23 protein-coding genes and 1 tRNA gene are annotated in these 25,135 nt (G+C 68.5%); 16 read left to right on the forward strand and 8 right to left on the reverse strand.

Features of this window, described 5'->3' with window-relative positions:
• The first annotated feature begins 42 nt into the window (after nt 1-42).
• The 3 genes from V1318_RS15690 to V1318_RS15700 all read left to right on the forward strand — a co-directional run bounded on the left by V1318_RS15690 (nt 43) and on the right by V1318_RS15700 (nt 1,744).
• The gene (locus V1318_RS15690; RefSeq protein WP_332940658.1) at nt 43-246 is read left to right on the forward strand and encodes a hypothetical protein; all 204 of its coding nucleotides are present in this window, start codon (nt 43-45) and stop codon (nt 244-246) included.
• 181 nt (nt 247-427) lie between these two features.
• Nucleotides 428-1,243 carry a hypothetical protein gene (locus V1318_RS15695; protein ID WP_332940659.1) on the forward strand — a complete coding sequence of 272 codons (816 nt, stop codon included), beginning with the start codon at nt 428-430 and terminating at the stop codon, nt 1,241-1,243.
• Between the two features lie 30 nt (nt 1,244-1,273).
• Nucleotides 1,274-1,744, forward strand: a complete 471-nt coding sequence (locus V1318_RS15700; RefSeq protein ID WP_332940660.1) for a hypothetical protein — start codon at nt 1,274-1,276, stop codon at nt 1,742-1,744.
• Between the two features lie 442 nt (nt 1,745-2,186).
• On the opposite strand, the gene V1318_RS15705 is transcribed toward V1318_RS15700, so the two are convergent.
• The gene (locus tag V1318_RS15705) at nt 2,187-3,080 is read right to left on the reverse strand and encodes a LysR family transcriptional regulator (protein ID WP_332940661.1); all 894 of its coding nucleotides are present in this window, start codon (nt 3,078-3,080) and stop codon (nt 2,187-2,189) included.
• Nucleotides 3,081-3,182: 102 nt separating this feature from the next.
• Here V1318_RS15705 and V1318_RS15710 point away from each other — a divergent pair, with 102 nt between their 5' ends.
• Together V1318_RS15710 and V1318_RS15715 are read left to right on the forward strand one after the other, a co-directional pair.
• The gene (locus V1318_RS15710; RefSeq protein WP_332940662.1) at nt 3,183-3,509 is read left to right on the forward strand and encodes a nuclear transport factor 2 family protein; all 327 of its coding nucleotides are present in this window, start codon (nt 3,183-3,185) and stop codon (nt 3,507-3,509) included.
• A complete protein-coding gene (locus V1318_RS15715; protein WP_332940663.1) occupies nt 3,506-4,288 on the forward strand; it encodes an SDR family oxidoreductase in 783 nt (260 codons plus the stop codon). Before V1318_RS15710 ends, V1318_RS15715 begins: the two co-directional genes overlap by 4 nt.
• 210 nt (nt 4,289-4,498) lie before the next feature.
• Here V1318_RS15715 and V1318_RS15720 read toward each other — a convergent pair.
• A tRNA-Ile gene (locus V1318_RS15720) sits at nt 4,499-4,574 on the reverse strand.
• 116 nt (nt 4,575-4,690) lie between these two features.
• Nucleotides 4,691-7,075, reverse strand: coding sequence for a GH92 family glycosyl hydrolase (locus tag V1318_RS15725; protein ID WP_332940664.1), 2,385 nt, complete (start codon nt 7,073-7,075; stop codon nt 4,691-4,693).
• 389 nt (nt 7,076-7,464) lie between these two features.
• On the opposite strand from V1318_RS15725, the gene V1318_RS15730 reads away from it, so the two are divergent.
• The 4 genes from V1318_RS15730 to V1318_RS15745 are packed head-to-tail and all read left to right on the forward strand — an operon-like array spanning nt 7,465 to nt 11,315.
• Entirely contained in the window at nt 7,465-7,779 is a 315-nt protein-coding gene (locus V1318_RS15730; RefSeq protein WP_332940666.1) for a hypothetical protein, read from the forward strand.
• A complete protein-coding gene (gene fucP, locus V1318_RS15735; RefSeq protein WP_332940667.1) occupies nt 7,776-9,080 on the forward strand; it encodes an L-fucose:H+ symporter permease in 1,305 nt (434 codons plus the stop codon). The genes V1318_RS15730 and fucP overlap by 4 nt, the downstream gene beginning before the upstream one ends.
• Complete coding sequence (locus V1318_RS15740) at nt 9,080-10,072, forward strand: carbohydrate kinase (protein ID WP_332940668.1); 993 nt, start codon at nt 9,080-9,082, stop codon at nt 10,070-10,072. Before fucP ends, V1318_RS15740 begins: the two co-directional genes overlap by 1 nt.
• Before the next feature lie 13 nt (nt 10,073-10,085).
• Complete coding sequence (locus tag V1318_RS15745) at nt 10,086-11,315, forward strand: AGE family epimerase/isomerase (protein WP_332940669.1); 1,230 nt, start codon at nt 10,086-10,088, stop codon at nt 11,313-11,315.
• 118 nt (nt 11,316-11,433) lie between these two features.
• Here the strand turns inward: V1318_RS15745 and V1318_RS15750 are convergent, their stop codons facing one another.
• A complete protein-coding gene (locus V1318_RS15750; protein WP_332940670.1) occupies nt 11,434-11,901 on the reverse strand; it encodes a hypothetical protein in 468 nt (155 codons plus the stop codon).
• A gap of 143 nt (nt 11,902-12,044) precedes the next feature.
• Here V1318_RS15750 and V1318_RS15755 point away from each other — a divergent pair, with 143 nt between their 5' ends.
• On the forward strand, nt 12,045-12,416 hold the full coding sequence (locus tag V1318_RS15755) for a nuclear transport factor 2 family protein (protein ID WP_332940671.1): 372 nt from the start codon (nt 12,045-12,047) through the stop codon (nt 12,414-12,416).
• A gap of 199 nt (nt 12,417-12,615) precedes the next feature.
• Here V1318_RS15755 and rpoD read toward each other — a convergent pair whose 3' ends face one another.
• Together rpoD and dtd are read right to left on the reverse strand one after the other, a co-directional pair.
• Nucleotides 12,616-14,469, reverse strand: coding sequence for an RNA polymerase sigma factor RpoD (gene rpoD, locus V1318_RS15760; protein WP_332940672.1), 1,854 nt, complete (start codon nt 14,467-14,469; stop codon nt 12,616-12,618).
• Between the two features lie 72 nt (nt 14,470-14,541).
• Entirely contained in the window at nt 14,542-14,982 is a 441-nt protein-coding gene (gene dtd, locus V1318_RS15765) for a D-aminoacyl-tRNA deacylase (protein WP_332940673.1), read from the reverse strand.
• Between the two features lie 103 nt (nt 14,983-15,085).
• Between dtd and V1318_RS15770 the strand changes: the two genes are divergently transcribed.
• From V1318_RS15770 to V1318_RS15785, 4 genes are all read left to right on the forward strand, one after another.
• Nucleotides 15,086-16,003 (forward strand): lauroyl acyltransferase, encoded by a 918-nt coding sequence (locus tag V1318_RS15770; protein ID WP_332940674.1) that lies wholly within the window; start codon nt 15,086-15,088, stop codon nt 16,001-16,003.
• A 73-nt stretch (nt 16,004-16,076) separates the two neighbouring features.
• Entirely contained in the window at nt 16,077-17,519 is a 1,443-nt protein-coding gene (locus V1318_RS15775; protein WP_332940675.1) for a tetratricopeptide repeat protein, read from the forward strand.
• Complete coding sequence (locus tag V1318_RS15780; protein ID WP_332940676.1) at nt 17,516-18,046, forward strand: PH domain-containing protein; 531 nt, start codon at nt 17,516-17,518, stop codon at nt 18,044-18,046. The genes V1318_RS15775 and V1318_RS15780 overlap by 4 nt, the downstream gene beginning before the upstream one ends.
• A gap of 82 nt (nt 18,047-18,128) precedes the next feature.
• Entirely contained in the window at nt 18,129-19,577 is a 1,449-nt protein-coding gene (locus V1318_RS15785; RefSeq protein WP_332940684.1) for a PH domain-containing protein, read from the forward strand.
• Between the two features lie 499 nt (nt 19,578-20,076).
• Here V1318_RS15785 and V1318_RS15790 read toward each other — a convergent pair whose 3' ends face one another.
• Entirely contained in the window at nt 20,077-21,132 is a 1,056-nt protein-coding gene (locus V1318_RS15790) for a CDP-glycerol glycerophosphotransferase family protein (RefSeq protein WP_332940677.1), read from the reverse strand.
• A 22-nt stretch (nt 21,133-21,154) separates the two neighbouring features.
• Here V1318_RS15790 and V1318_RS15795 point away from each other — a divergent pair, with 22 nt between their 5' ends.
• Entirely contained in the window at nt 21,155-21,970 is an 816-nt protein-coding gene (locus V1318_RS15795) for a glycosyltransferase family 2 protein (RefSeq protein ID WP_332940678.1), read from the forward strand.
• Nucleotides 21,967-22,818, forward strand: coding sequence for a glycosyltransferase family 2 protein (locus V1318_RS15800; protein ID WP_332940679.1), 852 nt, complete (start codon nt 21,967-21,969; stop codon nt 22,816-22,818). The genes V1318_RS15795 and V1318_RS15800 overlap by 4 nt, the downstream gene beginning before the upstream one ends.
• Nucleotides 22,819-23,125: 307 nt before the next feature.
• On the opposite strand, the gene V1318_RS15805 is transcribed toward V1318_RS15800, so the two are convergent.
• Entirely contained in the window at nt 23,126-24,808 is a 1,683-nt protein-coding gene (locus V1318_RS15805; RefSeq protein WP_332940680.1) for a glycosyltransferase family 39 protein, read from the reverse strand.
• Nucleotides 24,809-25,135: the final 327 nt, after the last annotated feature.

A 25,135-nucleotide genomic window follows, 5' to 3' on the forward strand; every position in this document is an offset into this window, starting at 1 on the left:
CCAGTCATCTACTATCGTTCCACCATCAAGGAGGATCGCGCCATGTGGGCAGACGTTGCTGGTTACCTGATCGACCCACGCCAGATTGCGGCGTTAGGGCCTGTTCACCCGAGCGGCTCAGGCAATGCCGTCGGATCTACCTTCGAGATCGTCACGCTGGGCGGGCATGTCGTGCTGCCCAAGTTCCCGGACTCGGCCGCAGCCACCGCTGCGCGGAACGCGCTCAAGGGAAGATTACCGAGCTAGGCTCGGATACGCGAAAGCCCGCGATCGCTCGCAAGGCTTCATTTAGAAGTGAACCTGACGCCTGTTCCGAATACGCTATTCGAAATAGTTGGTTTCAAAGGACGCACACGATCGTAGACAGCAACAGACGTGATGCAATCTCAATATTCACATCAAATGGAGATTGGTGATGAGGACCGTCATGATCGCACTCGCGGCGACCCTGCTCTCCGCCGGGTGCGGCGAGCGCACCCTGGACGCGCCAGCGAAGTCCGATATGACGCCGCGCCCTGCATCGCCCGCCGTCGCAGCGCCACCGCCCAAGGGCTCGGCCGCCATCGGAATCAAAGCGGCGATGGACAAATGCTATGCGAACGAAGACGCCGAGGTGCAGGACACTTGCGTACGCGCCTTGGAAAACGCCCAGTTCGCGCTGACCGACGGCCGCGCCAGCCGCGACGGCCTCAATCTCTGCTTCAAGACCAACGCGCCCACGCCGGTATGCCTGGAAGACAGGCCGGCGCGCGGCATGGACAGCGAGCGCGACTTCACCGAATACCGATACCTGGGACGCTTGCCTGGACCGCCCCTGTATGTGGTGGAGCGGTGGCAGTATCAGGGAAGCGACGTGACACTGATCGACGCCGACACCGGCGCGGTCAGCGAGGTCGGCGCCGTGCCGGTGGCCTCGCCCGACGGCGTGCGCATCGCCGTCGCATCGACCGTCCTGGACCCATCGGCCGATGAGTCGGATCAGGTGATCTACCGCCTTGCCTCGGCGCTCACGATCTTTCGTTACAGCAATGGCAAGCTTCTGCAGGAGTTCAAACTCGAGGCGCCGGACGACTGGGGGCCGGGCGAACCGCGCTGGCTCGACGCCCAGCGCCTGGAGGTGCCGATAATGCAGATCATCGATGCTAGCGACCATGCCGTGTTGCAAGCAACGGGAATTCGGACATACGAATTGCGCGATGGCCGTTGGCACGAGGCCTCAGCAAAGCCGATTCCGGCGAACTGAAGCCCAAGCGAACCGGCCCATGGAGACATCATGCGTATCAAAAACTGGCTCACCATCGTCCTGATCTCGTCACTGTTTTCCGGGTTAGCCGCGGCCGCACCTCCTGGAGCGCCATCCACTAAGGAGCTGAGCCTGGCCGGCTTGAAGATCGGCGACCCGCTGACCCTGGTGCGCAAGAAGCTCGGCAAACCCGACAGCACGATAGGCTCGCCTGGCGATCACGACTACAAACTGATCTATCGTGGCTTGCGCATTGAGATGATCGAACCGGGTCAGGTACTCACGCTCGAATCCACATCCCCAAGCTACTGCACACCTTCGGGCCTATGCCCGGGCCAACCGCTGGACGAAGCACGAAAACGCTGGGGCCCAGGGGATATCTACGCTGAGGACAGCAGCGGCACCTTGAACTACAGCGTCGGCGATGATTCGTGCTTCTTCCAGATCACCCCCGACGCATCGCAGGAACTCATCCAGAGCGTGGCCTTCGGTTGCCCCTGAAGCGTTAGCGACCGGTTTGTGGGGCGCCGTAGCTCGGCTTCACTCCGTCTGACCTTGCCAGCCAACGGGTTTTCCGGATGCGTGAACCTTACGAAGCGATCAAACGATTGCAGATCCGTTGCAGGCGCACAGGAAGGTGAGCGATGAGCTCAACTGTATGTCCGATCAGGTGGATCGCGCTGATCGGCTACCAGAAGGGTCAGTCGATCTCCCTGCCTGCCGGTGAGCTAGCATTGGTCTGACCTGACACGGACGAGCAACATGGAACGCAGTATCGAGGCGCTACCAAGAAATGGGGTCAGGTTCAAATTCCTGAGCCCTACCTGGCGGACCACATGCGAACCGGCGCCATTCTGCCTGGAGCCATCCTCATTTAGTCAGACCGGAAAGGTCGCCAGACATCATGAAGCTCAAGCAAAGCTTTGCAGAGCCGCTCGAACGGTTATCGATCTAGCAGACAGTCGATGAACGCACCGAGGAGAGCTGGTCGATGCTGCCTGCTCGGATAGTAGAGAAACAACCCCGGTCGCGAAATCGACCAGTCCGCGAGGACCTGGACCAGCCGCCCCTGGGCCAAAAGCTCGCCCACGCCATCTCGCTCAAAGTGATAGGCAATGCCGACGCCGTTCAGCGCAGCAGCGATGCCGATGTCGGCATGATTGGTGACGACGGGGCCGTCTACCGCGACTTCGAGTCGTTGCCCTCGTTTCTCGAACTCCCAGCGATAGTGCCTGCCGTCCATCTGGAGCCGCCAGTTGATGCACGTGTGGTTATGCAAATCGGCAGGCGACTTAGGTATTCCTCGACTCGCGAGATAGTCTGGGGACGCTACGGCAACCATGTTCAGGTCCGGCGTGAGGCGAACGGCCACCATGTCGTTCTCGAGCCGGTTGCCTACGCGGATGCCCGCGTCAAAGCGGCCAACCACGATATCAGCCAGCGCGTCGTCAACCACGATGTCGAGAACCACGTCAGGGTGTGCTTGATGGAAGCGTGAAAGCCGGGGTGCAATGACGGTTCTCGCTGCGATCCCCAGCGTGTTGATGCGCAGCGTGCCGCTCATCTGCCCCGTCGCCTCACTGGCTTCAGCGACTGCAGCAGCCATCTCACGAAACAGCGGCGCTATGCGCCTGTAGAGCAGTTCGCCACTTGCCGATGGCGCGACGCTTCGAGTCGTGCGATTCAGAAGGCGAGCGCCGATGCGGCCTTCGAGCTGCCGGATAGTCTGGCTGAGTGCCGACGGCGACAGACCCAGATGCTCTGCAGCTCGGGCAAAGCTCTGGCGCTCCACCACGGCCACGAAGGCCTTTAGCTCAGCAAAGTCGGATCCGCGCATTCTGTATTAATTTCAACACAGCCCATCCAGATTATAGAGCATTCATTAAATTCACGTCGGCGCGCATCCTGAGGCCGTCAATGATCCCATGGAGCCGACAATATGAACGCCTTGACCCTTCCTGAGCCAATTGCCGCCTACTTCGCGGCCGAACACAACCCTGAAGCCTTGGCGCATTGCTTCACGCCGCAAGCCTTCATGAAGGACGACGGTCACACCTACACGGGCATCGACGCCATCAAGGGCTTTATGGCCGAGGCATCGGCCAAGTACAGCGCGACGAGCGTGCCGTTCGCCATTGAGCGGGAGGACGGCTTCCAACTTGTCCGCGCCAACGTCACCGGCAACTTCCCTGGTAGCCCGATTGTTCTGTCCTACCGCTTTCGCCTTGAACGCGGTCTGATCGCATCGCTGGAGGTCACGGTATGAGCTTCGACCTTCACCTGAATGGCCTGCGGGCAGTGGTCACCGGCGGCACGCTGGGCCTTGGCGCTGCAGTGGTGAAAATCCTTGCAGAGGCCGGCGCTCGGGTGGCGACATCCGCGCGCACTGTGCCAGCGCAGCCGTTGGAGGGGGTCACCTACGTGGCTGCCGACCTATCGACGGCGGAGGGCACGAGTCACCTTGCTCAGACCGTCCTGCAGGATTGGGGCGGCGTTGACATCTTGATCAACGTGCTCGGCGGCTCAAAAACCCCCGGCGGCGGCTTCGCTGCGATCAGTGATGAGCACTGGTTTGCCGAGTTGAACCTGAACTTGATGCCTGCCGTGCGCTTGGATCGTGCGCTACTTCCGGCGATGCTGGCTCAAGGCTCGGGTGTCATCATCCACGTCAACTCCATCCAACGCGCGCTGCCGCTGCCCGAGTCCACGACTGCCTACGCCGCGGCCAAGGGGGCCCTCACGACCTACAGTAAGTCTCTGGCAAGAGAGGTGACGCCAAAGGGAGTTCGCGTGCTGAGCGTTGCGCCTGGCTGGATCGAGACCGAGGCTTCCGTAGTGTTTGCGGAACGGATGGGTGCGGAGGCCGGAACAGACTATGAGGGCGGCAAAAAAATCGTCATGGACTGGCTGGGCGGAATTCCAGTAGGCCGCCCCGCCAAACCACACGAGGTTGCCGATTTGATCGCCTTCCTGGCGTCGCCGCGATCCGCTTCGATCGCAGGGGCCGAGTATCGGATCGATGGCGGCACTGTTCCTACTCTGTAGTCGGCAGCTGCGAAGAAATGGGGTCAGGTTGAATTTCGTGAGCCCTACACGGCGGGCCACATGCGAACCGGCTCCATTCTGCTGGGAGCCATCCTCATATCGATTTGATCCGGTTTAGAGGCGACAAATACGGCAACCAACCGTCAAAGATTGGCGGAGCACGGCAAGCTTTGATGCGCCCCGCAGAACCGATACCCACCCGACGCAACATGGTGGGCCCACCAGGATTCGAACCTGGAACCAAAGGATTATGAGTCCTCTGCTCTAACCGTTGAGCTATAGGCCCGCGCGTCGGGGAATTCTACGGGAGCGGGCCGCGCGGCATAAGTCGGGCCGGGCGTGCCGGCCAGGTACGCCGGAGGCGGCCGCGCCGCTGGGCGCGGTGCGGCCGCTGCTGCGGGCTCAGGGCTGGGAGGACATCGAGTACGGCCGCTGCTTCGGGTCCGTCGCCCAGGCTTTGTCGGGCTGGGCCTGCATGGTGAAGCGCAGTTCGCCGCCGGCCAGGATTTCGTCGTGGCGCAGGTAGGCGCGGTCCAGCGGTTGGCCGTTGAGGGTGGCGCGGCCGATGTAGGTGTGGGCTTGGTCCAGGCCGTCGGCGATCACGCTGAAGCGCTTGCCGTTGGGCAGGCTGAGGGTGGCGCGCGGTACGAAGGGGCGGCCGATCACGTACTCGTTGCTGGCCGGGGCGACCGGGTAGAAACCCAGGGCGGTGAATACGTACCAGGCCGACATCTGGCCGAGGTCGTCGTTGCCGGCCAGGCCGTCGGGGCGCGGGGCGTACTGGGTGGCCATGATCTGCTTGAGGCGCTCCTGGGTGCGCCAGGGTTGGCCTGCGTAGGCGTAGAGGTAGGCGACGTGGTGGCTGGGTTCGTTGCCGTGGGCGTACCAGCCGATCAGGCCGGTGATGTCTTCCATGTGGGCGAAGACCTTGGGGTCGACCTTGGCGTCGAAGACCTGGTCGAGTTTGTCGACCAGTTTGGCGTCGCCGCCGAGCGCGGCGGTGAGGCCGGCGACGTCCTGCGGGACGTACCAGGAGTACTGCCAGGCGTTGCCTTCGGTGTAGTCGCTGCCGTAGCCGCTGACGGTGGGGTCGAAGGGCTCGCGGAAGCTGCCGTCGCGCTTGCGCGCGCGCATGAAGCCGGTCTTGGCGTCGAAGGCGTGCTTCCAGTTGCCGGCGCGCTTGCCGAACGCGGCGGCGATGTCCTTGCGGCCCATGGCGCCGGCCATGCGCGCGATGGTCCAGTCGTCGTAGGCGTATTCCAGGGTCTTGGAGGCGGCTTCGCCTTCTTCGTCGATGGGCACGTAGCCCAGTTCCATGTATTGGGCGATGCCGTCGTAGGGGCCGTAGCTGGCGCTGGCGACCATGGCCTGCAGGGCTTCGTCGGCGTCGTAGCCGCGGATGCCCTTCATGTAGGCGTCGGCGATCACCGGCACGGCGTGATAGCCGACCATGCACCAGGTTTCCTGGCCGTGGAAGGCCCACACCGGCAACACGCCGTAGGGACTTTCGCGGCGCGAGGCCAGCAGCGAATTGACGAAGTCGCTGTTGCGTTGCTCAGGCTGGACCAGGGTCAGCAGCGGATGCAGCGCGCGGTAGGTGTCCCACAGCGAGAAGGTGGAATGGTGGCGGTAGCCCTGGGCCTGGTGCACGGCGTTGTCGGGGCCGCGGTAGCGACCGTCGCTGTCCATGAACAGGCTGGGGCCCATCAGGGTGTGGTAGAGCGCGGTGTAGAAGCTCTTGCGCATCGGCTCGGGCGCGTCCAGGTCCACCGCCGACAGCGCTTGCGTCCAGCTGGCGCGCGCCTGCGCGCGCACGCCGTCGAAATCCCAGCCGGGCACTTCGGCGTCGAGGTTGGCGATGGCGCTGTCTTCGCTGACCGGCGAGATCGCGACCTTGACCACCAGCGACTGTCCGGGCGCGTCGGCGAAGTCGAAGGCGCCGACCAGCTGCCGGCCTTCGATCTGCGCGCGCAGCGCCGGGGTTTTCTCGGCCGGCGGCGGGAAGCCCTTGTAGATCACGTCCTGTTCGGTGTCGTGGAATTGGTGGCCGCTGAGCGGGCGCGAGAAGCGCATCGCGAAGTAGAGCTGGCGACCGGGCGCCCAGCCGCGGGTTTCGCGGAAGCCGGTGACGGTGCCGTCGGGACGCAGGCGCAAGCGCGACCACAGCACCTTGCCGGGGTAGTCGTACAGGCTGGTGCGCAGGTCGATCAGCACGTGCGCGGGCTGGCCCTTGGGGAAGCTGTAGCGGTGCACGCCGACGCGTTCGGTGGCGGTGAGTTCGGCGCGCACTTGATAGTCGTCCAGGGTGACGGCGTAGTAGCCGGGCTGGGCGACTTCGTCGTCGTGGCGGAAGCGCGAGCGGTAGCCGCTGCCGGGTTTGCCGTCTTCGCCGCGCTCGAGTTTTACCTCGCCCGCGATCGGCATCAGCAGCACATCGCCGAGATCGGAGTGGCCGGTACCGGAGAAATGCGTATGCGAGAAGCCGACGATACCGGTGTCGTCGTAGCGGTAGCCCGCGGCCCAGCCGTAGGCCTCCTTGCGCGGCTTGATCTGGGTGTCGGGGCTGAGCTGGACCATGCCGAAGGGGACCACCGCGCCGGGGAAGGTGTGGCCTTCGCCGCCGGTGCCGATGAAGGGGTCGACCGCGGCATAGGCGCGGCGGCCGGCTTCGTCGGCGGCGGCCGGCGCGGCCGCGGCGGCGATGCCGCCGATGGCCCAGGCCAGCAGCAGCGGCCAGCGCAGGCGGCGCGAGAGCGAGGGGCGCGGGGACGATGGATCGGCAGGCATGAACAGCTCCGAAGGGGCGAACCGGGATCGGACGACCCGGGCGGGGGCCGCGCTGGCGGAAACTTTAGATCGTTCTAAACGGCGAAAACTAGCACGCAGCCGGTGGCCCCGCATGCTGCAGCGCAGAATGCAAAGCCGCGGCGGCGGGGCGCAGCATGGGCCGAGTTTAGAACGATCTAAACCATGCGCCCCACCCGCCCGACGCCAGGCCGCCGCACGATGACGCCAAGCGCGCGCCATGGCCGTTGACGCCGCCCCACGCCGCCAAGCGCTGCGGCCGGTCGACACACGCCCAGCCGGGTTCCGCATCCGCATGCGGCCCGAACCCAGCCCCCCCGCGCCACGCCGCCCGCAGCGCAAGCAGGCGGTGCCGCAAGGTATCCTCGGGCGTGGCACTGGCGACCAACGACCTGTCCCCTCCATTCCCCGCCGGACCCGACGCCGGCGCCGATGGATCGCTGGCCTTCGCCGGCCATGCCGGCCAGCCCTGCGCCGCCGGCGACCCAGGCGAACGCCGGCAGGCGGCGCCGCGGCCGCGGCTGGAGCGCCGCGAAGGGTGTCGCACGGCGATCACCGCCACCGCACCGATCCTGCAAGGCCCACGCGATCCCGACATCCGCACGCGCACTGTCGCGCCGGCGCGTCCGCGGTTGCGCGCCAACCCAGACCCCGCATCCGTCGTCCCGCCCGGAGATACCGCATGAACGGTCGCACCCTGTCCTACGGCGCGGCCACTGCCGTGGTCAGCCTGATCTTCTTCACCTGGGGCGGGCTGACCAGCCTCAACGACGTGCTGATCCCGCATCTGAAGTCCGTGTTCACCATGAACTACGCGCAGACGATGCTGATCCAGTCCAGCTTCTTCGGCGCCTACTTCCTGATGTCGCTGCCGGCAGGGCGGGTATTGGCCAAGTTGGGTTACCAGCGCGCGATCGTGGTCGGGCTGCTGGTGGCCGCGGCCGGCGCGGCGATGTTCTTCCCGGCCGCGCGGCTGCCCTCGTATCCGCTGTTCCTGGGCGCGCTGTTCGTGCTGGCCAGCGGCATCACCCTGCTGCAGGTGGCGGCCAATCCTTACATCAGCCTGCTCGGCGACCCGGCCGGCGCGCCCAGTCGACTGAACCTGGCGCAGGCGCTGAATTCGCTGGGCACCACCCTGTTCCCCTACCTGATCGGGCCGCTGATCCTGTCCGGCGCGGTGCTGGGCGCGACCGAACTGGCGGCGCTGTCGCCGACGCAGTTGGCCGCGTATCGCGCCGAGGAAGCGGCATCGGTGCAGGCGCCCTACATGATCATCGCCGGCTGCCTGCTGGCGATGGCGGCGTTCGTGGCGCTGATGCGGATCCCGCCGCTGACCGAGGCCACCGAACGCGCCGACGACGCCCGCCACAGTTTCCGCGAGGTGCTGGGCCATCGCCACCTGCGCTGGGGCGTGCTGGCGATCTTCGTCTACGTCGGCGCCGAGGTCTCGATCGGCAGCTTCATGATCAACTACATCAGCGACCCGGCGATCGGCGCGCTCGACGGCGACGCCGCCACCCAGCACCTGGCCTATTACTGGGGCGGTGCGATGGTCGGCCGCTTCATCGGCGCGGCGCTGCTGCGGCGCTACGACGCGCGCCGCTTGCTGGCGCTGGCGGCGGTGATCGCGATCGCGCTGCTGCTGGCGACCATGTCGTTGCAGGGCAAGCCGGCGATGTGGAGCGTGCTGGCGATCGGCCTGTTCAATTCGGTGATGTTCCCGACCATCTTCACCATCGCGATCGAGCGGCTGGGGCCGATGACCAGCAAGGCCTCCAGCCTGCTGGTGATGGCCATCGTCGGCGGCGCGATCCTGCCCTGGCTGCAGGGCACGCTGGCCGACCGCATCGGCCTGCAGCCCTCGTTCGCGATTCCGCTGCTGTGCTACGCCTTCATCGTCTGGTACGGCTGGCGCGGCTCGCGCCTGGCGCCGTCGCTACAGGGCGAGGCCCTGGCCGCGGCACCGCTGGCCAGGACCATGCATTGATGGCCCGCCAGGCGCGCCAGGCCATCGTCTGTTTCGGCGAAGCGCTGATCGATTTCCTGGCGCGCCCGCAGCGCCCGGGCGAGGCCCGTCATTTCGTCGAATACGCCGGCGGCGCGCCGGCCAACGTCGCCGCCGCGATCGCACGCCTGGGCGGACAGGCGCGCTTCGTCGGCATGCTGGGCGAGGACATGTTCGGCGACTTCCTCTACGAGCAGCTGCGCGACGCCGGCGTCGACGTGCTCTACACGGTGCGCACCGCCGGCGCCAAGACCGCGCTGGCGTTCGTCTCGCTGGACGCACAGGGCGAGCGCAGCTTCAGTTTCTACCGCCCGCCCGCGGCCGACCTGCTGTTCCGCGCCGAGCACTACCAGGCGAGCTGCTTCGAAGACGCGCTGGCTTTCCACGTCTGCTCCAACAGCCTGACCGAGGCCGGCATCGCCAACGCCACCCTGTCGGGCATGCAGCGCGCGCGCCAGGCCGGCGCGCTGGTCAGCATGGACCTCAACCTGCGCCAGGCGCTGTGGGCCGACGCCTTCGACCCGCTGCCCACGGTATGGCGGGCCTTGCTGGAAGCCGACACGATCAAGCTCAGCCGCTCCGAGCTGGAATTCCTGGCCGGGCCGCTGGGCGGCGAGGCGGCGACCCTGCAGCGCCTGTGGCATGGCTACGCCACCTGCGTGCTGGTCACCGACGGCGCCGCGCCCATCCGCTGGTACACGCGCACCCGCCAGGGCCAGCTGGACACCTTCGAGGTCCTGCCCACCGACACCACCGCGGCCGGCGACGCCTTCGTCGGCGGCTGGCTGCACCGGCTGGCGACGCTGGACGTGCAAGCCCCTGACTTTCCGGCCTTCCTCGAGCGGCGGGAGGCGTTCGAAGATGCGCTGCGCTACGCCGCCGCGACCGGCGCGCTGGCGACCACGCGCCACGGCGCGTTCGCGGCGATGCCGCCGCGTTCGGAGGTCGAGTCACTGATGGAAGAGCAGCCGTGATGAAGGAACACGCATGAGCCGTTACCACGCCCCCTCGCAGGACGGCACGCTGCCGGATTTCCGCGACCCCGACTTCCTGCGCGCCCACATCGCCGACACCATGGCCTTCTACCACCCGCGCGCGATCGATCCGGCCGGCGGCTACTTCCACTATTTCCGCGACGACGGCAGCGTCTACGAGCGCTCGCACCGGCACCTGGTCAGCAGCACGCGCTTCGTCTTCAACTACGCCATGGCCGCGCGCGAGTTCGACCTGGACGAATACCGCGACGCCGCCCGCCACGGCCTGCGCTACCTGCGCCAGGCCCATCGCGACCCGGTCGGCGGCGGCTACGCCTGGACCCTGCGCGACGGCATGCCCGAGGACCGCACCAATCATGCCTACGGCGTCGCCTTCGTGATGCTGGCCTACGCCAGCGCGCTCAAGGGCGGCATCGACGAGGCCGCGCCCTGGCTGGAGGAAACCTGGCAATTGCTGGAGACCTGGTACTGGGACGAGGACGCCGGGCTGTACCGCGACGAAGCCGACGCCAGCTGGCGCTTCTCCGACTACCGCGGCCAGAACGCCAACATGCACCTGTGCGAGGCCCTGATCGCCGCCTACGAGGCCAGCGGCGAGCCGCGTTACTACTACCGCGCGCGCACCCTAGCCAGCCAGATGACCCGGCGCCAGGCCGCGCTGGCCGGCGGCCTGGTGTGGGAGCACTACGACCGCGACTGGAACATCGACTGGGACTACCACCGCGACGATCCCAAGCACCTGTTCCGTCCCTGGGGTTTCCAACCCGGGCACCAGACCGAATGGGCCAAGCTGCTGCTGATCCTCGACCGCCACGCCCAGGAACGCGGCGCGCCGGTGGACTGGCTGCTGCCGGTCGCGCAGCAGCTGTTCGACACCGCGGTCGCGCATGCCTGGGACGAGGCGCACGGCGGCCTGAGCTACGGCTTCGACCCCGACGGCACGGTCTGCGACGACGACAAGTATTTCTGGGTCCAGGCCGAGTCGCTGGCCGCGGCCGCGCGCCTGGCCCAGCGCACCGGCGATGCGCGCTACTGGGACTGGTACCAGCGCCTGTGGGCCTACAGCTGGCGCCACTTCGTCGATCACCGGCACGGCGCGTGGTTCCGCATCCTCGACCGCGAGAACCGCAAGTACAGCGACGAGAAGAGCCCGGCCGGCAAGACCGACTACCACACCATGGGCGCCTGCTACGACGCGCTGGAGCTGCTGCGCCCGCGCTGATCCGCGCGGATCCAGGATACGACGATGGCGGCGCTCAACGCCGCGGGAGCGCGCGATCGGGGTGGGCTGGAAACGACCGGGCCGCGCCATGTCGATGCGGCGCGCCGCCGCATCGGGGCTACAACTGCCAGGATTCCGGCGCCAGGAGGGCCACCAGCAGCAGGATCGCCAACATCCCCAGGCTGATCAGCAGGGAGATGCCGACGGCCGACCAGTTCGAGCGCATCTGCGCGCCTTGGGCCTCGAGCGCGCGTATCGCGGGGCCCTGCAGCTTGCTGGCCAGCGACACGATCACGACGATCTGCACGATCACGAACGCCAGCCCGGGCACCTGCTCCGGCAACGTATAGACCAGCGCGAACAGCACCAAAGTCCCCAGCAGGGACCACACCAGCGCGTTGCGCGCCTTGACCGGCTCGCCCAGCGCGCGGTAGTTCCGCGCGATCAATACTCCGCCGGCCAGCAGGCTGCCGAAGAACACGCCGAGGCCGATCCCCCTGAGGCTGTACAAGCGCGCATTCGGGTCCACCACGACGGCATCGTGCACGGCGACGGCAGGCGGTTGGTACGGGTTGTCGTGCGACATGCGCGGCTCTCGACGGGCCAGAGCGCACGATGCCGCAGCCGTCGCGGGCCTGCAAGCCGGCCACGCCCGAGCGCTCACCCCTGACAACACGCTGTCAGCAGGGCGGGCGTAATCTGCGGCTCCCACCCCAAAGGAACGCCCGCATGAATACCGAACAAGTCGCACGCCGTCTGGTCGAGCTGTGCCGCCAGGGCGAATACGATCAAGCCCAGACCGAGCTGTACGCGGACGACGCCGTCAGCATCGAACCCGAGGGTCTGCCGCCGGAGGCGCTGGGCAACGCCCATGGCCTGGAGGCGATCCGCGAGAAGGGCCGCAAGTTCAACGAACGCATCGAAGCCATGCACGGCAGCAGCTGCAGCGATCCGGTGGTCGCGGGCGATTGGTTCAGCGTGTCCATGCGCCTGGACGTGACCATGAAGGGCATGGGCCGCATCGACATGAGCGAGATCTGCGTCTACAAGGTGCGCGACGGCAAGATCGTGCACGAGCAGTTCTTCTATAACGTGGGTTGAGTCGGTAGCCGGTAGTCGGTAGTCGGTAGTCGGTAGCCGGAGATTCGATCGCGGCTTACGCCGCTCCCACAGAAGGCGGTACGTCGTCGCTCTCTGTGGGAGCGGCGTAAGCCGCGATCGCGCTGCCAGGGCCGCAACGCGGCCCAAAGAAAAAGCCCCGCATCGGCGGGGCTTTTTCGTATTGCGACAGCGGCGGGCTTCAGTCGATATCGAGGAAGCTGCGCAGCTGTTCCGAGCGGCTCGGATGGCGCAGCTTGCGCAGCGCCTTGGCTTCGATCTGACGGATGCGCTCGCGGGTGACATCGAACTGCTTGCCGACTTCCTCGAGGGTGTGGTCGGTGTTCATGTCGATGCCGAAGCGCATGCGCAGCACCTTGGCCTCCCTCGGGGTCAGGCCGGCGAGCACGTCGCGGACCGTCTCGGAAAGGTTGATGTTGGTGGTGGCTTCGACCGGGGACTCCACGTTGGTGTCCTCGATGAAGTCGCCCAGATGCGAATCCTCGTCGTCGCCGATCGGAGTTTCCATGGAGATCGGCTCCTTGGCGATCTTCATGACCTTGCGGATCTTGTCCTCGGGCATGTCCATCTCTTTCGCCAACTCTTCCGGCGTGGCCTCGCGGCCGTACTGCTGGAGCATCTGGCGCGAGATGCGGTTGAGCTTGTTGATCGTTTCGATCATGTGCACCGGAATACGGATGGTGCGGGCCTGATCGGCGATCGAACGGGTGATGGCCTGACGGATCCACCAGGTGGCGTAGGTCGAGAACTTGAAGCCGCGGCGGAACTCGAACTTGTCCACGGCCTTCATCAGGCCGATGTTGCCCTCCTGGATCAGGTCGAGGAACTGCAGACCGCGGTTGGTGTACTTCTTGGCGATGGAGATCACCAGGCGCAGGTTGGCCTCGACCATCTCCTTCTTGGCCTTGCGCGCCTTGGCTTCGCCATAGGCCATCGCGCGGCTGATTTCCTTGATGTCGGCCAGGGTCAGGAACGAGGCCTGCTCGATCGCGATCGTGGCTTCCTGCTCGGCGATGACCTGGTCCTTGACGTCGCGCAGGCCCGAGGACCACTTCTGCTTGCGCTTGAGCAGCTCGTCCACCCACTCCAGATTGGTCTGGTTGCCTTCCCAGGCGCGGATGAAGTCCTTGCGCGGCATCTTGGCCACGCGCGTGGACAGGTCGAGGATCTTGCGCTCGTGGTCCTTGATCTTGCCGACCACCTCGCGCAGGTTGCGGACCAGCGAATCGGTCAGCGCCAGCGGCAGCTTGAGGGTGACGAACACCGCGGCCATGTCCTCGCGCGCCTTGAGCACGGTCTTGTGGCTGGGACCGTTCTTGGCGTACGCCTTCTGGAACTTGGCGTAGTCGGCGGACATCGCCTCCATGCGGTTGGCGACCTCGACCGGATCCGGACCGCTGACGGTCTCCTCGGCTTCCTCGTCGGCGGCGGTCTCGACTTCGTCTTCGTCGCCTTCTTCGATTTCGGCCACGACCACCGGTGCCGGCGGCTCGGGTTCCTGGTCGAGGTGGTCGTTGAAGCCGACCACGATCTCGGCCAGGCGCTTCTTGCCGGCCTTGTGCAGCTCGTAGTCTTCCAGGATCAGCTGGATCGTCGCCGGGAACGAAGCGAGCGAGGCCTGGACCTGGTTCAGGCCCTCCTCGATGCGCTTGGCGATGGCGATTTCGCCCTCGCGGGTCAGCAGCTCGACCGTGCCCATCTCGCGCATGTACATGCGCACGGGGTCGGTGGTGCGGCCGCCTTCGCCGTCGAGCGCGGTCAGCGCCGCCGCGGCTTCTTCGGCGGCGGTGTCGTCGACTTCGCGGTTACCGGTATTGCCGTCGGCAAGCAGCAAGGTTTCGGCGTCGGGCGCAACTTCGTGCACCTCGATGCCCATGCCGTTGATCATGCCGATGATGTCTTCGATCTGCTCGGCGTCGACCAGGTCGTCCGGCAGGTGATCGTTGACCTCGGCATAGGTCAGATAGCCCTGCTCCAAACCCTTGCTGATCAGGAGCTTGATATCGGACGGAGGGGGCTGTCGTTCGTTGGCCATGGGCTGCGCCACCCGCGCTTGTAGGTCTAGGGAACGTTCCAGTATAGCAGGCCGGGCCGGCTAGGGCCCGATCTAGGACCGGAGGAGGAAGGTGACCGGGCCGTCGTTGACCAGGCTGATCACCATATGGGCACCGAAGCGCCCGGTTTCCACCCCCCCGGCGTGACGCGTCCGGCAGGTCGCGACCAGCCGGTTGAATATCGGTTCAGCCAGCTCCGGCGCGGCCGCGGTGCTGAAGCCCGGGCGCATGCCGCTGCGGGTGTCGGCGGCCAGGGTGAACTGGCTGACCAGGAGCAGGCCGCCGCCGGTGTCGCCCAGGCCCAGATTCATGCGCCCGGCCGGGTCGGCGAACACCCGGTAACCGAGCAGGCGCTCGGCCATGCGCGCGATTTGTGCCTCGCCGTCGCCGGGTTCGACCCCGACCAGGGCCAGCAGGCCGGGGCCGATCGCCCCGACGGTCTCGCCGTCTACGGTTACGGCCGCCTGGGTCACGCGCTGGATCAGACTGAGCACGGCGGCGGGGTCCTGCGAGACGGGCCGCACAGTGTCGCCCGGCCCGTCGCATCCGGCCAGCCCGCGCACCGGGCCGCCCGTCCGCGCCGGCTAGACTGATGCGATGACCCGTTTCGTCGCCCGCCTGCTGTACCTGCTCGCCTCCGCGCTCGCGCGCCTGCCCTGGTCCTGGCTGCTCGGCCTGGGCGACCTGGTCGCCGCGGCCTGGCGCTGGCGCAACGGGCGCGAGAGCCGGGTGACCCGGGTCAACCTGGAGCTGGCCTACCCCGGGCTGCTGCCCGCCGAGCGCGAGCAGTGGCACCGGGCGATCCTGCGCACCACCGGCCGCCAGATCCTGGAGACCCTGCGCCTGTGGACCCGGCCGCACCAGGAGAACCTGGCCCTGCTGCGCGAGACCCACGGCACCGAACTGTTCGACGCGGCGATCGCGGCCGGGCGCGGGGTGATCGTGGCCGCGCCGCATTACGGCAACTGGGAGCTGCTGAACCAGTGGCTGGCCTCGCGCACGCCGCTGGCGATCCTGTACCGGCCGCCGGAGTCGAAGATCGGCGAGGCCTTCCTCAACCTGGTGCGCGCCGATGCGCCCGACCGGGTCACCCAGATCCGCGCCGAGGGCCCGGCGGTGCGCCAGCTGTGGAAGCTGCTCAACGCCGGCGGCGTGACCGGGATCCTGCCCGACCAGCAGCCCAAGGCCGGCGACGGCGAGTTCGCGCCGTTCTTCGGCGTGCCGGCGCTGACCATGACCCTGCTGGGACGCCTCGCCGGCCGCACCGGCGCGACCGTGCTGTTCGCGTACTGCGAACGCATCGACACCCACGACGGCGCGCCGGGCTTCGCCCTGCGCATCGAGCCGGCGCCGGCGCAGATCGGCGACGAGGATCTGGCCGTCGCCACCGCCGCGCTCAACGCCGCGGTGGAACGCATCGCGCGGCGCGATCCGGCTCAATACCAGTGGACCTACAAACGCTATACGCTGCGACCGCCGGGCTCGGGCGAGGAAAACCCGTACTGGAATCGCTGAACGGCGCAGACGCCGCGGCCTGCGCGCGCAGGCCGCTGCGCGTCGATCGACGTATTACTCAAGGGGATGATGGATGCGCTGTTGGATGCTGTGTTTCGCGCTGCTCGCCGCTCCGGCGGCGGCGGCCGACGAACTGACCGAAATGAACGCCGTGAGCCAGGCCTGGGACCGCTACGCGCAGCTGAGCAGCCGCGACGATCCGGCCAGCGCCGCCCTGGTGGCGCCGTCCAGCCTGGACTACTACCTGTTCCTGCGCGATGCGGCGCGCGCCGCTTCCGCCGACCAGATGCGGCGCATCCCGCTCAGCGACCGGGTGGTGGTGTATGCGCTGCGCGCCGCGCAGACCGACGCCCAGCTGGCCGCGCTCGACGGCGACGGCCTGGCGCGGCTGTGCCTGAGCCGCGGCTGGTGCGGCGTGGCCGCGCCGGACGAAGGCGAGCCGCTGCCGACCCTGAGCCACGTCACCCTGATCGGCAGCGACCGCGCGATCGGCGAGCTCGGCCCGCCGACCGGCACCAACTTCCAGTTCGGTCCGGAATTCGTGCGCACCGATAGCGGCTGGAAGGTGATGACCGAATCCCTGGTCAACGACGAGTCGGTGCAGGTGCGGCAGTACGCGCAGCAGGCGGGCATGAGCGAAGCCGACATGGCGCAGTCGATCCTGATCGAGCTGCTCGGCGACGGGGTCGAGACGCCGCCGATCGCGAGCCTGGAGCAGCCCCTGCACGACGACGCCGCGCTGCGCACCCGCCTCAACGAGCGTTGGCCCAAGTACCTGGCGACCTACAAGACCCGCTTGGCGGCGTTGGAGCGCAAGGCCGACGACGGCGATTCGCTGGCGCAGTTGGGGCTGGGCGCGATGCTCTACTCCGGCCAGCCCGCGGACTGGGTCGTGCAGGACAAGGCGCGCGGCAGGAAGCTGCTGGAGCAATCCAGCGAGGCCGGCAACGCGACGGCCGCGTTCGCGGTCCTCAGCACGCTGCTGGACACCTCGGACCTACCCAAGGGCAAGCCGATCCCGCCCGAACGCCTGGTCCAGGCCCTGCCGCACCTGCGGCGCGCGGCCGAAAGCGGGCAGCCGGCGGCGATGAGCATGCTGTCGAACCTGTATTTCAACGGCGCGGCGGGCCTGAAACGCGACTGCCGCCAGGCCGACGAGTGGATCGCCCGCGCCGAGGACGCCGGCGGCAAGAACGCGCGCAACGACCGCGCCTGGAATCTGGCGGTGTGCCCGATCCCGGAGCAGCGCGATCCGGCGCGAGCGCTCGTGCTGGCCCAGCGCATGATCGAGGACGCCGGCAATCTGTCCGGCGCCGAGCTCGATACCGTCGCCGCCGTCTATGCGGCCAACGGCAAGTTCGACGAGGCGGTGGACTTCCAGAAGCGCGCGATCGCCAAGTTCGGCGACACCGGCGCGGCGCACACCCAGCAACGCGCGCGTGCGCGCCTGAAGGCCTACAGCGCCCGCCGCGACTGGGTCCAGGATTACAACGCCATGGAACTCCCGATCGAATGAGCGCGCTGCCGCCCGAGCCCGCAAGCGCCGCCGATCCGGACGCCCGGCCCGCCGCGCAGGTCGCCTGGCAGGCGCTGCCGCCGCGCGCGCGGCCGCTGTTCGTGCTCGACACCTCGATCTCGCTGGGCGTGCTGTTCGGCGTGGTCGGGGTGGTGTCGGGCACGCTGGGCCTGGGCGTGGCCGCCGGCATCGCCGCCGGCGCGACCGGCGCGCTGCTGGGCATCGCGACCGGGATCTGGATCGGCACCAAGCAGTTCAACCATTGCTACTGGCGCCTGGACGAGCACGGCCTGGCGGTGCGCCGCGGCCGTCTGTGGCAGCGCGAGACGCGGGTGCCGATCACGCGCGTGCAGCACCTGGACCTCAAGCACGGCCCCTGGCAGCGCCGGCGCCGGCTGGCGACCCTAGTGGTGCACACCGCCGGCACCCGCCACAGCTCGGTCAACGTGCCCCACCTGGACGCCGAGGACGCGCAGCGCCTGCGCGATCGCCTGGGCCGGCAGATCGATCTCGATGACGACGCCTGATCCGATCGCGGGCGAAGCCGAAGCGCCGCGCCCGGAACCGACCGCGGCCGAGGCCGCGAGCGCCGAACGCCGCCTGCACCCGATGTCGTGGCTGTTCGTGCTGCTGGCGCAGTTGCGCCAGTTCATCGTGCCGCTGATCGCGCTGCTGGTGTTCGGGCGCGGCGATCGCAACGAACTGTGGTCGCTGCTCGCGGTCGGCGTGCTGGTGGTGCTGTCGCTGTGGCAGTACTTCACCTACCGCTACGGGGCCACCGGCGACAGCCTGGTGGTGCGCAGCGGCCTGTTCGAGCGCAGCCTGCGGGTGATCCCGTTCGCGCGCATCCACAACGTCGCGCTGCGCCAGTCGGCGCTGCACCGGGTGTTCGGGGTGGCCGAGGTGCGCCTGGAATCGGCCGGCGGCAACAAGCCCGAAGCCGAGATGCGCGTGCTCAAGCTGTCCGACGCGCTGGCGCTGGAAGCGCTGGTGCGCCGCCGCGGCGCGGCCGCGGGCGCGAGCCTGGCCGCCGACGACAGCGCAGCGCCGCCGCTGCTGACGATGCCGCTGGGCGAAGTGTTGCGCCTGGGCCTGATCAACAACCGCGGTATGTTCGTGGTCGGCGCCGGTATCGCCGGTTTCATGCCCTACAGCCGCGATCTGCTGCCGGAAGGCATGGGCGGCCAGATCCGGCAACTGGTGCTGTCCCTGTTCGGCTGGACCAGCGAACACCATTTCGGCGCGCTGCAGTACCTGCTGGCGGCCCTGGTGCTGCTGGGGCTGTTCGTGGGCCTGGTGCGGCTGCTGTCGATGCTGCTGGCGCTGCTGCAGTACTACGGCTTCCGCCTCAGCGAGCACGGCCGCCGCCTGACCGTCGAGCGCGGCCTGCTGGCGCGCTGGCGCACCAGCGCCTCGCGCCGCCGGATCCAGGCCTGGACCCTGCGCGAAGGCCCCGTGCACCGGCTGCTGCGCCGGCGCACGCTGGAAATCGAGACCGCGGTCGGCAACGAGCAGGAGCAGGAACGCGCCCTGCGCGAACTGGCGCCGATCGCGACGCCGGCGGTCTGCGCATCGCTGATCGAACATCTGCTGCCGAAGGCCGGATGGTCGCGCCTGGATTGGCGCTCGCTGCCGCTGGCGAGCTGGTGGCGGCTGTTCCTGCCCGGCACGCCCTGGCTGGCGGCGGTCACCGCCTTGCTGTGCTTCCGCTTCGGCGCCTGGGGCCTGCTGGCGCTGCTGTGGCTGCCGTGGGCGGTGTTCAAGGCACGCCAGCGCGCGCATCGCATGGGCTATGCGCTGGGGGCCGAAGTGGTCGCGGTGCGCGAAGGCTGGTGGAAGCGTTATTGGCGTTTCGCCGAGATCGACAAGCTGCAGGCCCTGCAGCTCAGCCGCAGCCCGATCGACCGCCGCTGCGGCACCGCCACGCTGTGGCTGGACACCGCCGGCGCGGGGGCCTTGGCGCCGCCGCTGCGGATCCGATTCCTGCCGCTGGCCGAGGCCGAGGCGCTGTACCGCGAGCTGTCGGCGACCCTGGCGGTACGCAAGCTGCATTGGTAGGCGGAGGGCGGCGGCGCACGTGCGGTGCGGCGATGATGCGGTTCGCCTTTGGCTCACCGCATCCTACGAAGGCGGGACTCGCGGCGGGCTGTCTTTCGCAGAAGCCGCGCCGGCCGTAGGGTGCGGTGGTAACCGCACCGGCGCGGACTTGCGGGCCCTCGCGACGATGCGGTTCGCCTGCGGCTCACCGCATCCTACGAAGGCGGGACTCGCGGCGGGCCGTCTTACGCAGAAGCCGCGCCGGCCGTAGGGTGCGGTAGTAACCGCACCGGCGCGGACTTGCGGGCCTTCGCGATGATGCGGTTCGCCTGCGGCTCACCGCATCCTACGAAGGCGGGACTCGCGGCGGGCTGTCTTACGCAGAAGCCGCGCCGGCCGTAGGGTGCGGTGGTAACCGCACCGGCGCGGACTTGCGGGCCCTCGCGATGATGCGGTTCGCCTGCGGCTCACCTCATCCTACGAAGGCCAAAGGCAGGTGGCTGCCGCTCCTACGTCCGGCTCAGCCGCGGCCCCAATAGCCCAGCTCGCGGCGGATCTGCAGCGCGCGCAGGCGCGCCGAGAACGGCTTGGCGCGCAGGCGGCCCAGGCGGCCGGCGAGCAGGTCCTCGGTGGCCGCGATCACCCGCTCGGACGAGCGCCCGTCGCGGTAGGGATGGATCGCGTCGGCGTAGGCGTCCAGCGAGGCCTGCAGCTCCGGGCCGGGGGTGAAGGCCTGTTCCAGCATCGCCGGCAGTTCGGCCGGCTCGTGGAAATCGATCATGTGCGCTTTCGGCGCGCGGTTGCGGAAGGTCACCACCGGCTTGCGCTGGACCACGAACTCCGAGACCACCGAGGTGGTGTCGGCCACCAGCACGTCGGCCGCGCGCTGGGCCGCGATCAACTGCTCGGTCTCGACGAAATCGGCGTTGGGGCCGGCCAGCTTGCGATAGCGCTCGAACAGCTCCGGCGGGCATTTGGGGTGCAGGGTCAGCAGCCAGTAGCGGTCGCCGCGGCGGACTTCCTGGGCGATCGCCTCGTACAGGTGCGGGGCCGCGCTCAGGCGTTCGGTGAAGGTCGAGGCGAACAGCACCACCGGGCGCCGCCCGGCGCGCCGGCGCAGGCGCGCGGCGCTGCCATCGTCGTCGCGGAACAGCGGGTCCAGCTTGGGCCAACCGGTCTCGACCACGGCGAAGTGGCCGGCCTCGGCGGCCAGCGAACGGAACGGCGCGGTGGTGGCCGGGCCCTGGGTGCAGTACAGATCGAACAGGCCGCGCACGCGGAAATGGCCGCGCGCGTCCTCGCGCTTCTCGACGTTGAAGCCGTGGAACAGCTGGACCTTGGCCCCGCTCACGAAGGGCGGCACCCAATTGGCGGCGCTGAACACCGCCCGCGGTTTCAGCGCCACGGCCTCGTGCAGGCCGATGCTGCGCACCGGTGCGGCCAACTTGGCCCCGGCGGCGCCGTCGACGAACCAGGCATGCGCCGCGTGCCCCTGCGCTTGCAGCGCATCGGCCAGCGGTTGCAGGATGGGCAGCGCATAACGCTCGCTCGCGAACAACAGGTAATCCGCCATCAACGCTTCCCGGACTGAATCGAACGTGGCTGCCGCGGGCGCGCAAGCGCGCGCGGCGCAGGCATCTTGCCAGCTTTCGGCCTGCATCATCGCCTTCAACGAGGCCGATCGCATCGGCGACTGCCTGGCCTCGCTGGCGTTCTGCGACGAGGTGGTGGTGGTGGACTCCTATTCCACCGACGCCACGGTCGAGATCGCGCGCGCGGCCGGCGCGCGCGTGCTGCAGCGGCAGTTCGACGGCTTCCGCAGCCAGAAGCAGTTCGCGATCGAGCAGGCCGCACACGACTGGGTGCTGTGCCTGGACGCCGACGAACGCGTCGACGACGCCCTGCGCACGGCGATCCAGGCCGAGCAGGCCGCCGGCTTCGGCGCCGCGGCCGGCTACCGTTTCGCGCGCCTGTCGGAGTATTTCGGCAAATTCCTGCGTCACGGCAACGCCTATCCCGACCGCGTGCTGCGCCTGTTCGACCGCCGCCGCGGCGGCTGGCGCGGCCAGCGCGAGGTGCACGAGGCCGCCAGCGTCGACGGCCCCGTGCGCACCCTGCCCGGCGATCTCATCCACTACCCCTACCGCTCGCTGGAGCAGCAGCTGGCCAAGACCCAGCGCTACGCCCGGATGATGGCCGAGCACGATTACGCGCGCGGCAAGCGCGCGACCCTGGGCAAGCTGGTGCTGGCGCCGGCCTGGCGCTTCTGGCGCGGCTACGTGCTGCGGCTGGGCTTCCTGGACGGCTGGCACGGGCTGGTCTACGCCTATGTGCGCGCCAACTACGTGCGCCAGAAGACCATCATGCTGTGGATGTTGCAGAACGGTCAGCGCGTCACCACCTCGGAACCATGAACGCATCCCCTGCCCCGCGCGCGAGCGTGGTCATCACCACCTACAACTGGCCCGAGGCGCTGGAACTGGCCCTGGGCGCGCTCGCGCGCCAGCGCCACCTGCCCTACGAGGTGGTGGTGGCCGACGACGGCTCGCGCGAGGACACGCGCGCGCGGATCGCCGCGATCGCGCGCGATTATCCGGTGCCGCTGCGCCACAGCTGGCAGGAGGATCGCGGTTTCCGCGTCGCCCTGGCGCGCAACCGCGCCATCGCGGCGACCTCGGGCGACTACGTGCTGCTGCTGGACGGCGACATGCTCGCGCATCCGCAGTTCGTCGCCGACCACCTGCGCGCGGCGCAGCCGGGCAGCTTCGTGCAGGGCCAGCGCGTGCTCACCGACGAGGTCGGCCGCGATCGGCTGCTGTCGGGCGAGACCCGCGCCCTGGGTTTCTTCGATCGCGGTCTGACCCGGCGCCGCCACACCCTGCGCATCCCGCCGCTGGCAGCGCTGTCGCTGCGCGCCACGCGCGGCCAGAGCACGGCCGCGATCAAGACCTGCAACCAGGGCTGGTGGCGCGAGGATCTGATCGCGCTCAACGGTTTCGACGAGCGCTACGAAGGCTGGGGCCGCGAAGACAAGGACCTGGCCGTGCGCGCCTTCCACGCCGGCCTGGAGCGGCGCTCGCTGCGCTTCGCCGGCCTGGCCACGCACCTGTACCACCGCGAGCGCCACGACGACGGCGACAGCCCCAACGACGCCCTGCTGGCCGAGGCCAAGACCAGCGGGCGGGTGCGCGCGCCGGTGGGCTTGGATCGGCATGTGGCGGAATTCGCGGTGGCGCCGCTACCGGATTTGCGCAAGCAGTAGCGGGCGAACACGCCGAGCGCCGTGCTTGCCTGCATCGGGCGATGGCCGCGGCGGCGCGGGCATTGGGTTCGGCGCGACGATGCGGTTCGCCTGCGGCTCACCGCATCCTACGGGTCGCCATCTGTGGGAGCGGCGTAAGCCGCGATGCCGCCGGAGGCGGCGCATCGGTCCCTAAGGCAACAACCCCCGCGGCATGCAGATCCATGACACCTGTTGTTCGGGGCTTGCGTCGTTACCGATTCTCATCGCGGCTTACGCCGCTCTCCCACAGGGTTAGGCGCCGCGCGCGCGAAGGAATCCTTGCCCCTCATTCGCGTCCGATGGCGCAGGCGTGGATCGCGGCACCCGGCACCAGCGTCCAGCCACGCCGGTTGGCGTTGCCCATGTGGACGCTCAGGGCCTGGTCGACGCAGGCGTCCAGCGCCACGTCCTGCACCAGCAGCCAGCGCGTATCGGGGCTCTGCGCCTGCCAGGCCAGGCCGCGGCGCATCTGCTCCTTGAAGTCGAGCTTGAAGCCGAAGGTGGTGGCAGGGCGATCGGCCATCAACAGGTTCTGCTCGCGCCAGGCCACCAGGGCCAGTTCCGCCTTCGGCCCGATGGTCTGGCCCACTTCGGTCATCAGCCCGCGCGCCGACGATGAATCGTTGAGCAGCGGCGCCATCAGCAGACCGAAACCGACCCACAAGCCGGTCAGCAGCGACGCCATCGCCGCCAGCGGGCGCCGCGGCCCGAACCACAGCAGGCTGGCCAGGCCCCACACGCCGACCGCCATCAGGCTGGCCGCCATCGCATGCGCGCCCTCGGCGATGCCGCGCTCGGCGACCAGCTTGCGCTCGAAACCGGGGTTGCCGAACCACATCGCCGCGCCCATGCCCAGCAGGCCCAGCGCGAACAGCCAGCTGAAACCGGCGGCGATGCGGCGCGGCCACAGCTTGCGCACGATGCCCGGCAGCAGCGGCGCCAACGCCAGGCACACCATCGGCAGCGCCGGCAGGATGTACATGTCGCGCTTGCCGTTGGGCAGGGTGAAGAACACCAGCACCAGCAGCCACCAGGCCAGCGGCAGCAGGTAACGCGGATCGCGCCGGCGCAGGCGGCGCCACCAGGCCGGGATCGCCCAGGGCAACGCCAGCATGGTCGGCAGCCACATGGTCAACACGACTTGCAGGAAGTACCACGGCGGCTGGCCGTGGTCCCAGGACGCGCCGTAGCGCTTGGCGGTCTGGCGCAGCAGGATGTCGTCCATGTAGGCGCGGTACTCGGGCGAACCGTTGCCGGTCGCGGCGATCACCATCGGCACCAGCCACACGCAGGCCGCGGCCACGAACGCGAGCGGGCCGAGCCAAAACCGCGGATTGGCCGCCTGCACGCGCACGCGCCAGCCGCGCAGCGAGGCGATGCCGGCCGGGATCAGCATCAGCAGCGCGATCGCGCCCACGCCCTTGCTGATGGTGCCCAGGCCCGCCGCGGCCCAGGCCAGGGTCCACATCCGCCAGTCGCCGCCGCCGTCCTTGCGCCAGGACAGCACATGCCGGAGCAGGCCGTAGTTGGCCAGGGTGATCCAGAACACCACCAGCGGATCGATCTGGGCCTTCTTGGATTGCCAGGTGAACTGGAACGCGAACAGCAGCGCCCAGCCCGCGTACAGGCCGACCTTGCGCGTCCACAGGCGGCGGCCGAGGTCGACCACGCACCACAGGGTGCCCAGCGCGGCCAGCAGCGAGGGCAGCAGGAAGGCCACGCGCCAATCGCGGAATACCGTGTAGGCGGCCGCCTGCAGCCACATGAACAAGGGCGGCTTGTCCGAGTACAGCTCGACGCCGCGATGCGGGAACAGCCAATCCCCGCTTTCGACCATCTGCTTGGCGACCAGGGTGAACCGCGGTTCGTCGGCCGGCCAGGGATCGCGCAACCCCAGCCCGGCGCCCAGCACCAGCAGGGCGATGATCCAGAACAGCCAGGCGTCGCGGGAACGGGTCGAATTCGGCATGCGCGGGATGATAGCCGCGATACCGGCGACGGATGTCGGAGAAACGTTCAGACCGGGGGTGTTCGGAGGAAGCGATGCGGGGATGCCGGCGCCATTGCTGCTTCCGTTGCTGCTTCCGTTGCTGCTTCCGTTACTGCGGCTGCGGCTGCGGCTGCGGCTGCGGCTGCGGTTGCCGTTGCCGTTGCCGTTGCCGTTGCCGTTGCCGTTGCCCCTGCATTGGAATCCATAGCCCCGCACCCACGCGAGCAGTCGTAGACCCGAAGGGCGGCGCGCAGGACGCGCGCCGTTTTTCGAATGGACAAGGATGTCCATTCGAAAAATCCCGGC

This window comes from Lysobacter sp. CCNWLW3 (assembly GCF_036697405.1).
Taxonomy (GTDB): Bacteria; Pseudomonadota; Gammaproteobacteria; order Xanthomonadales; family Xanthomonadaceae; genus Lysobacter.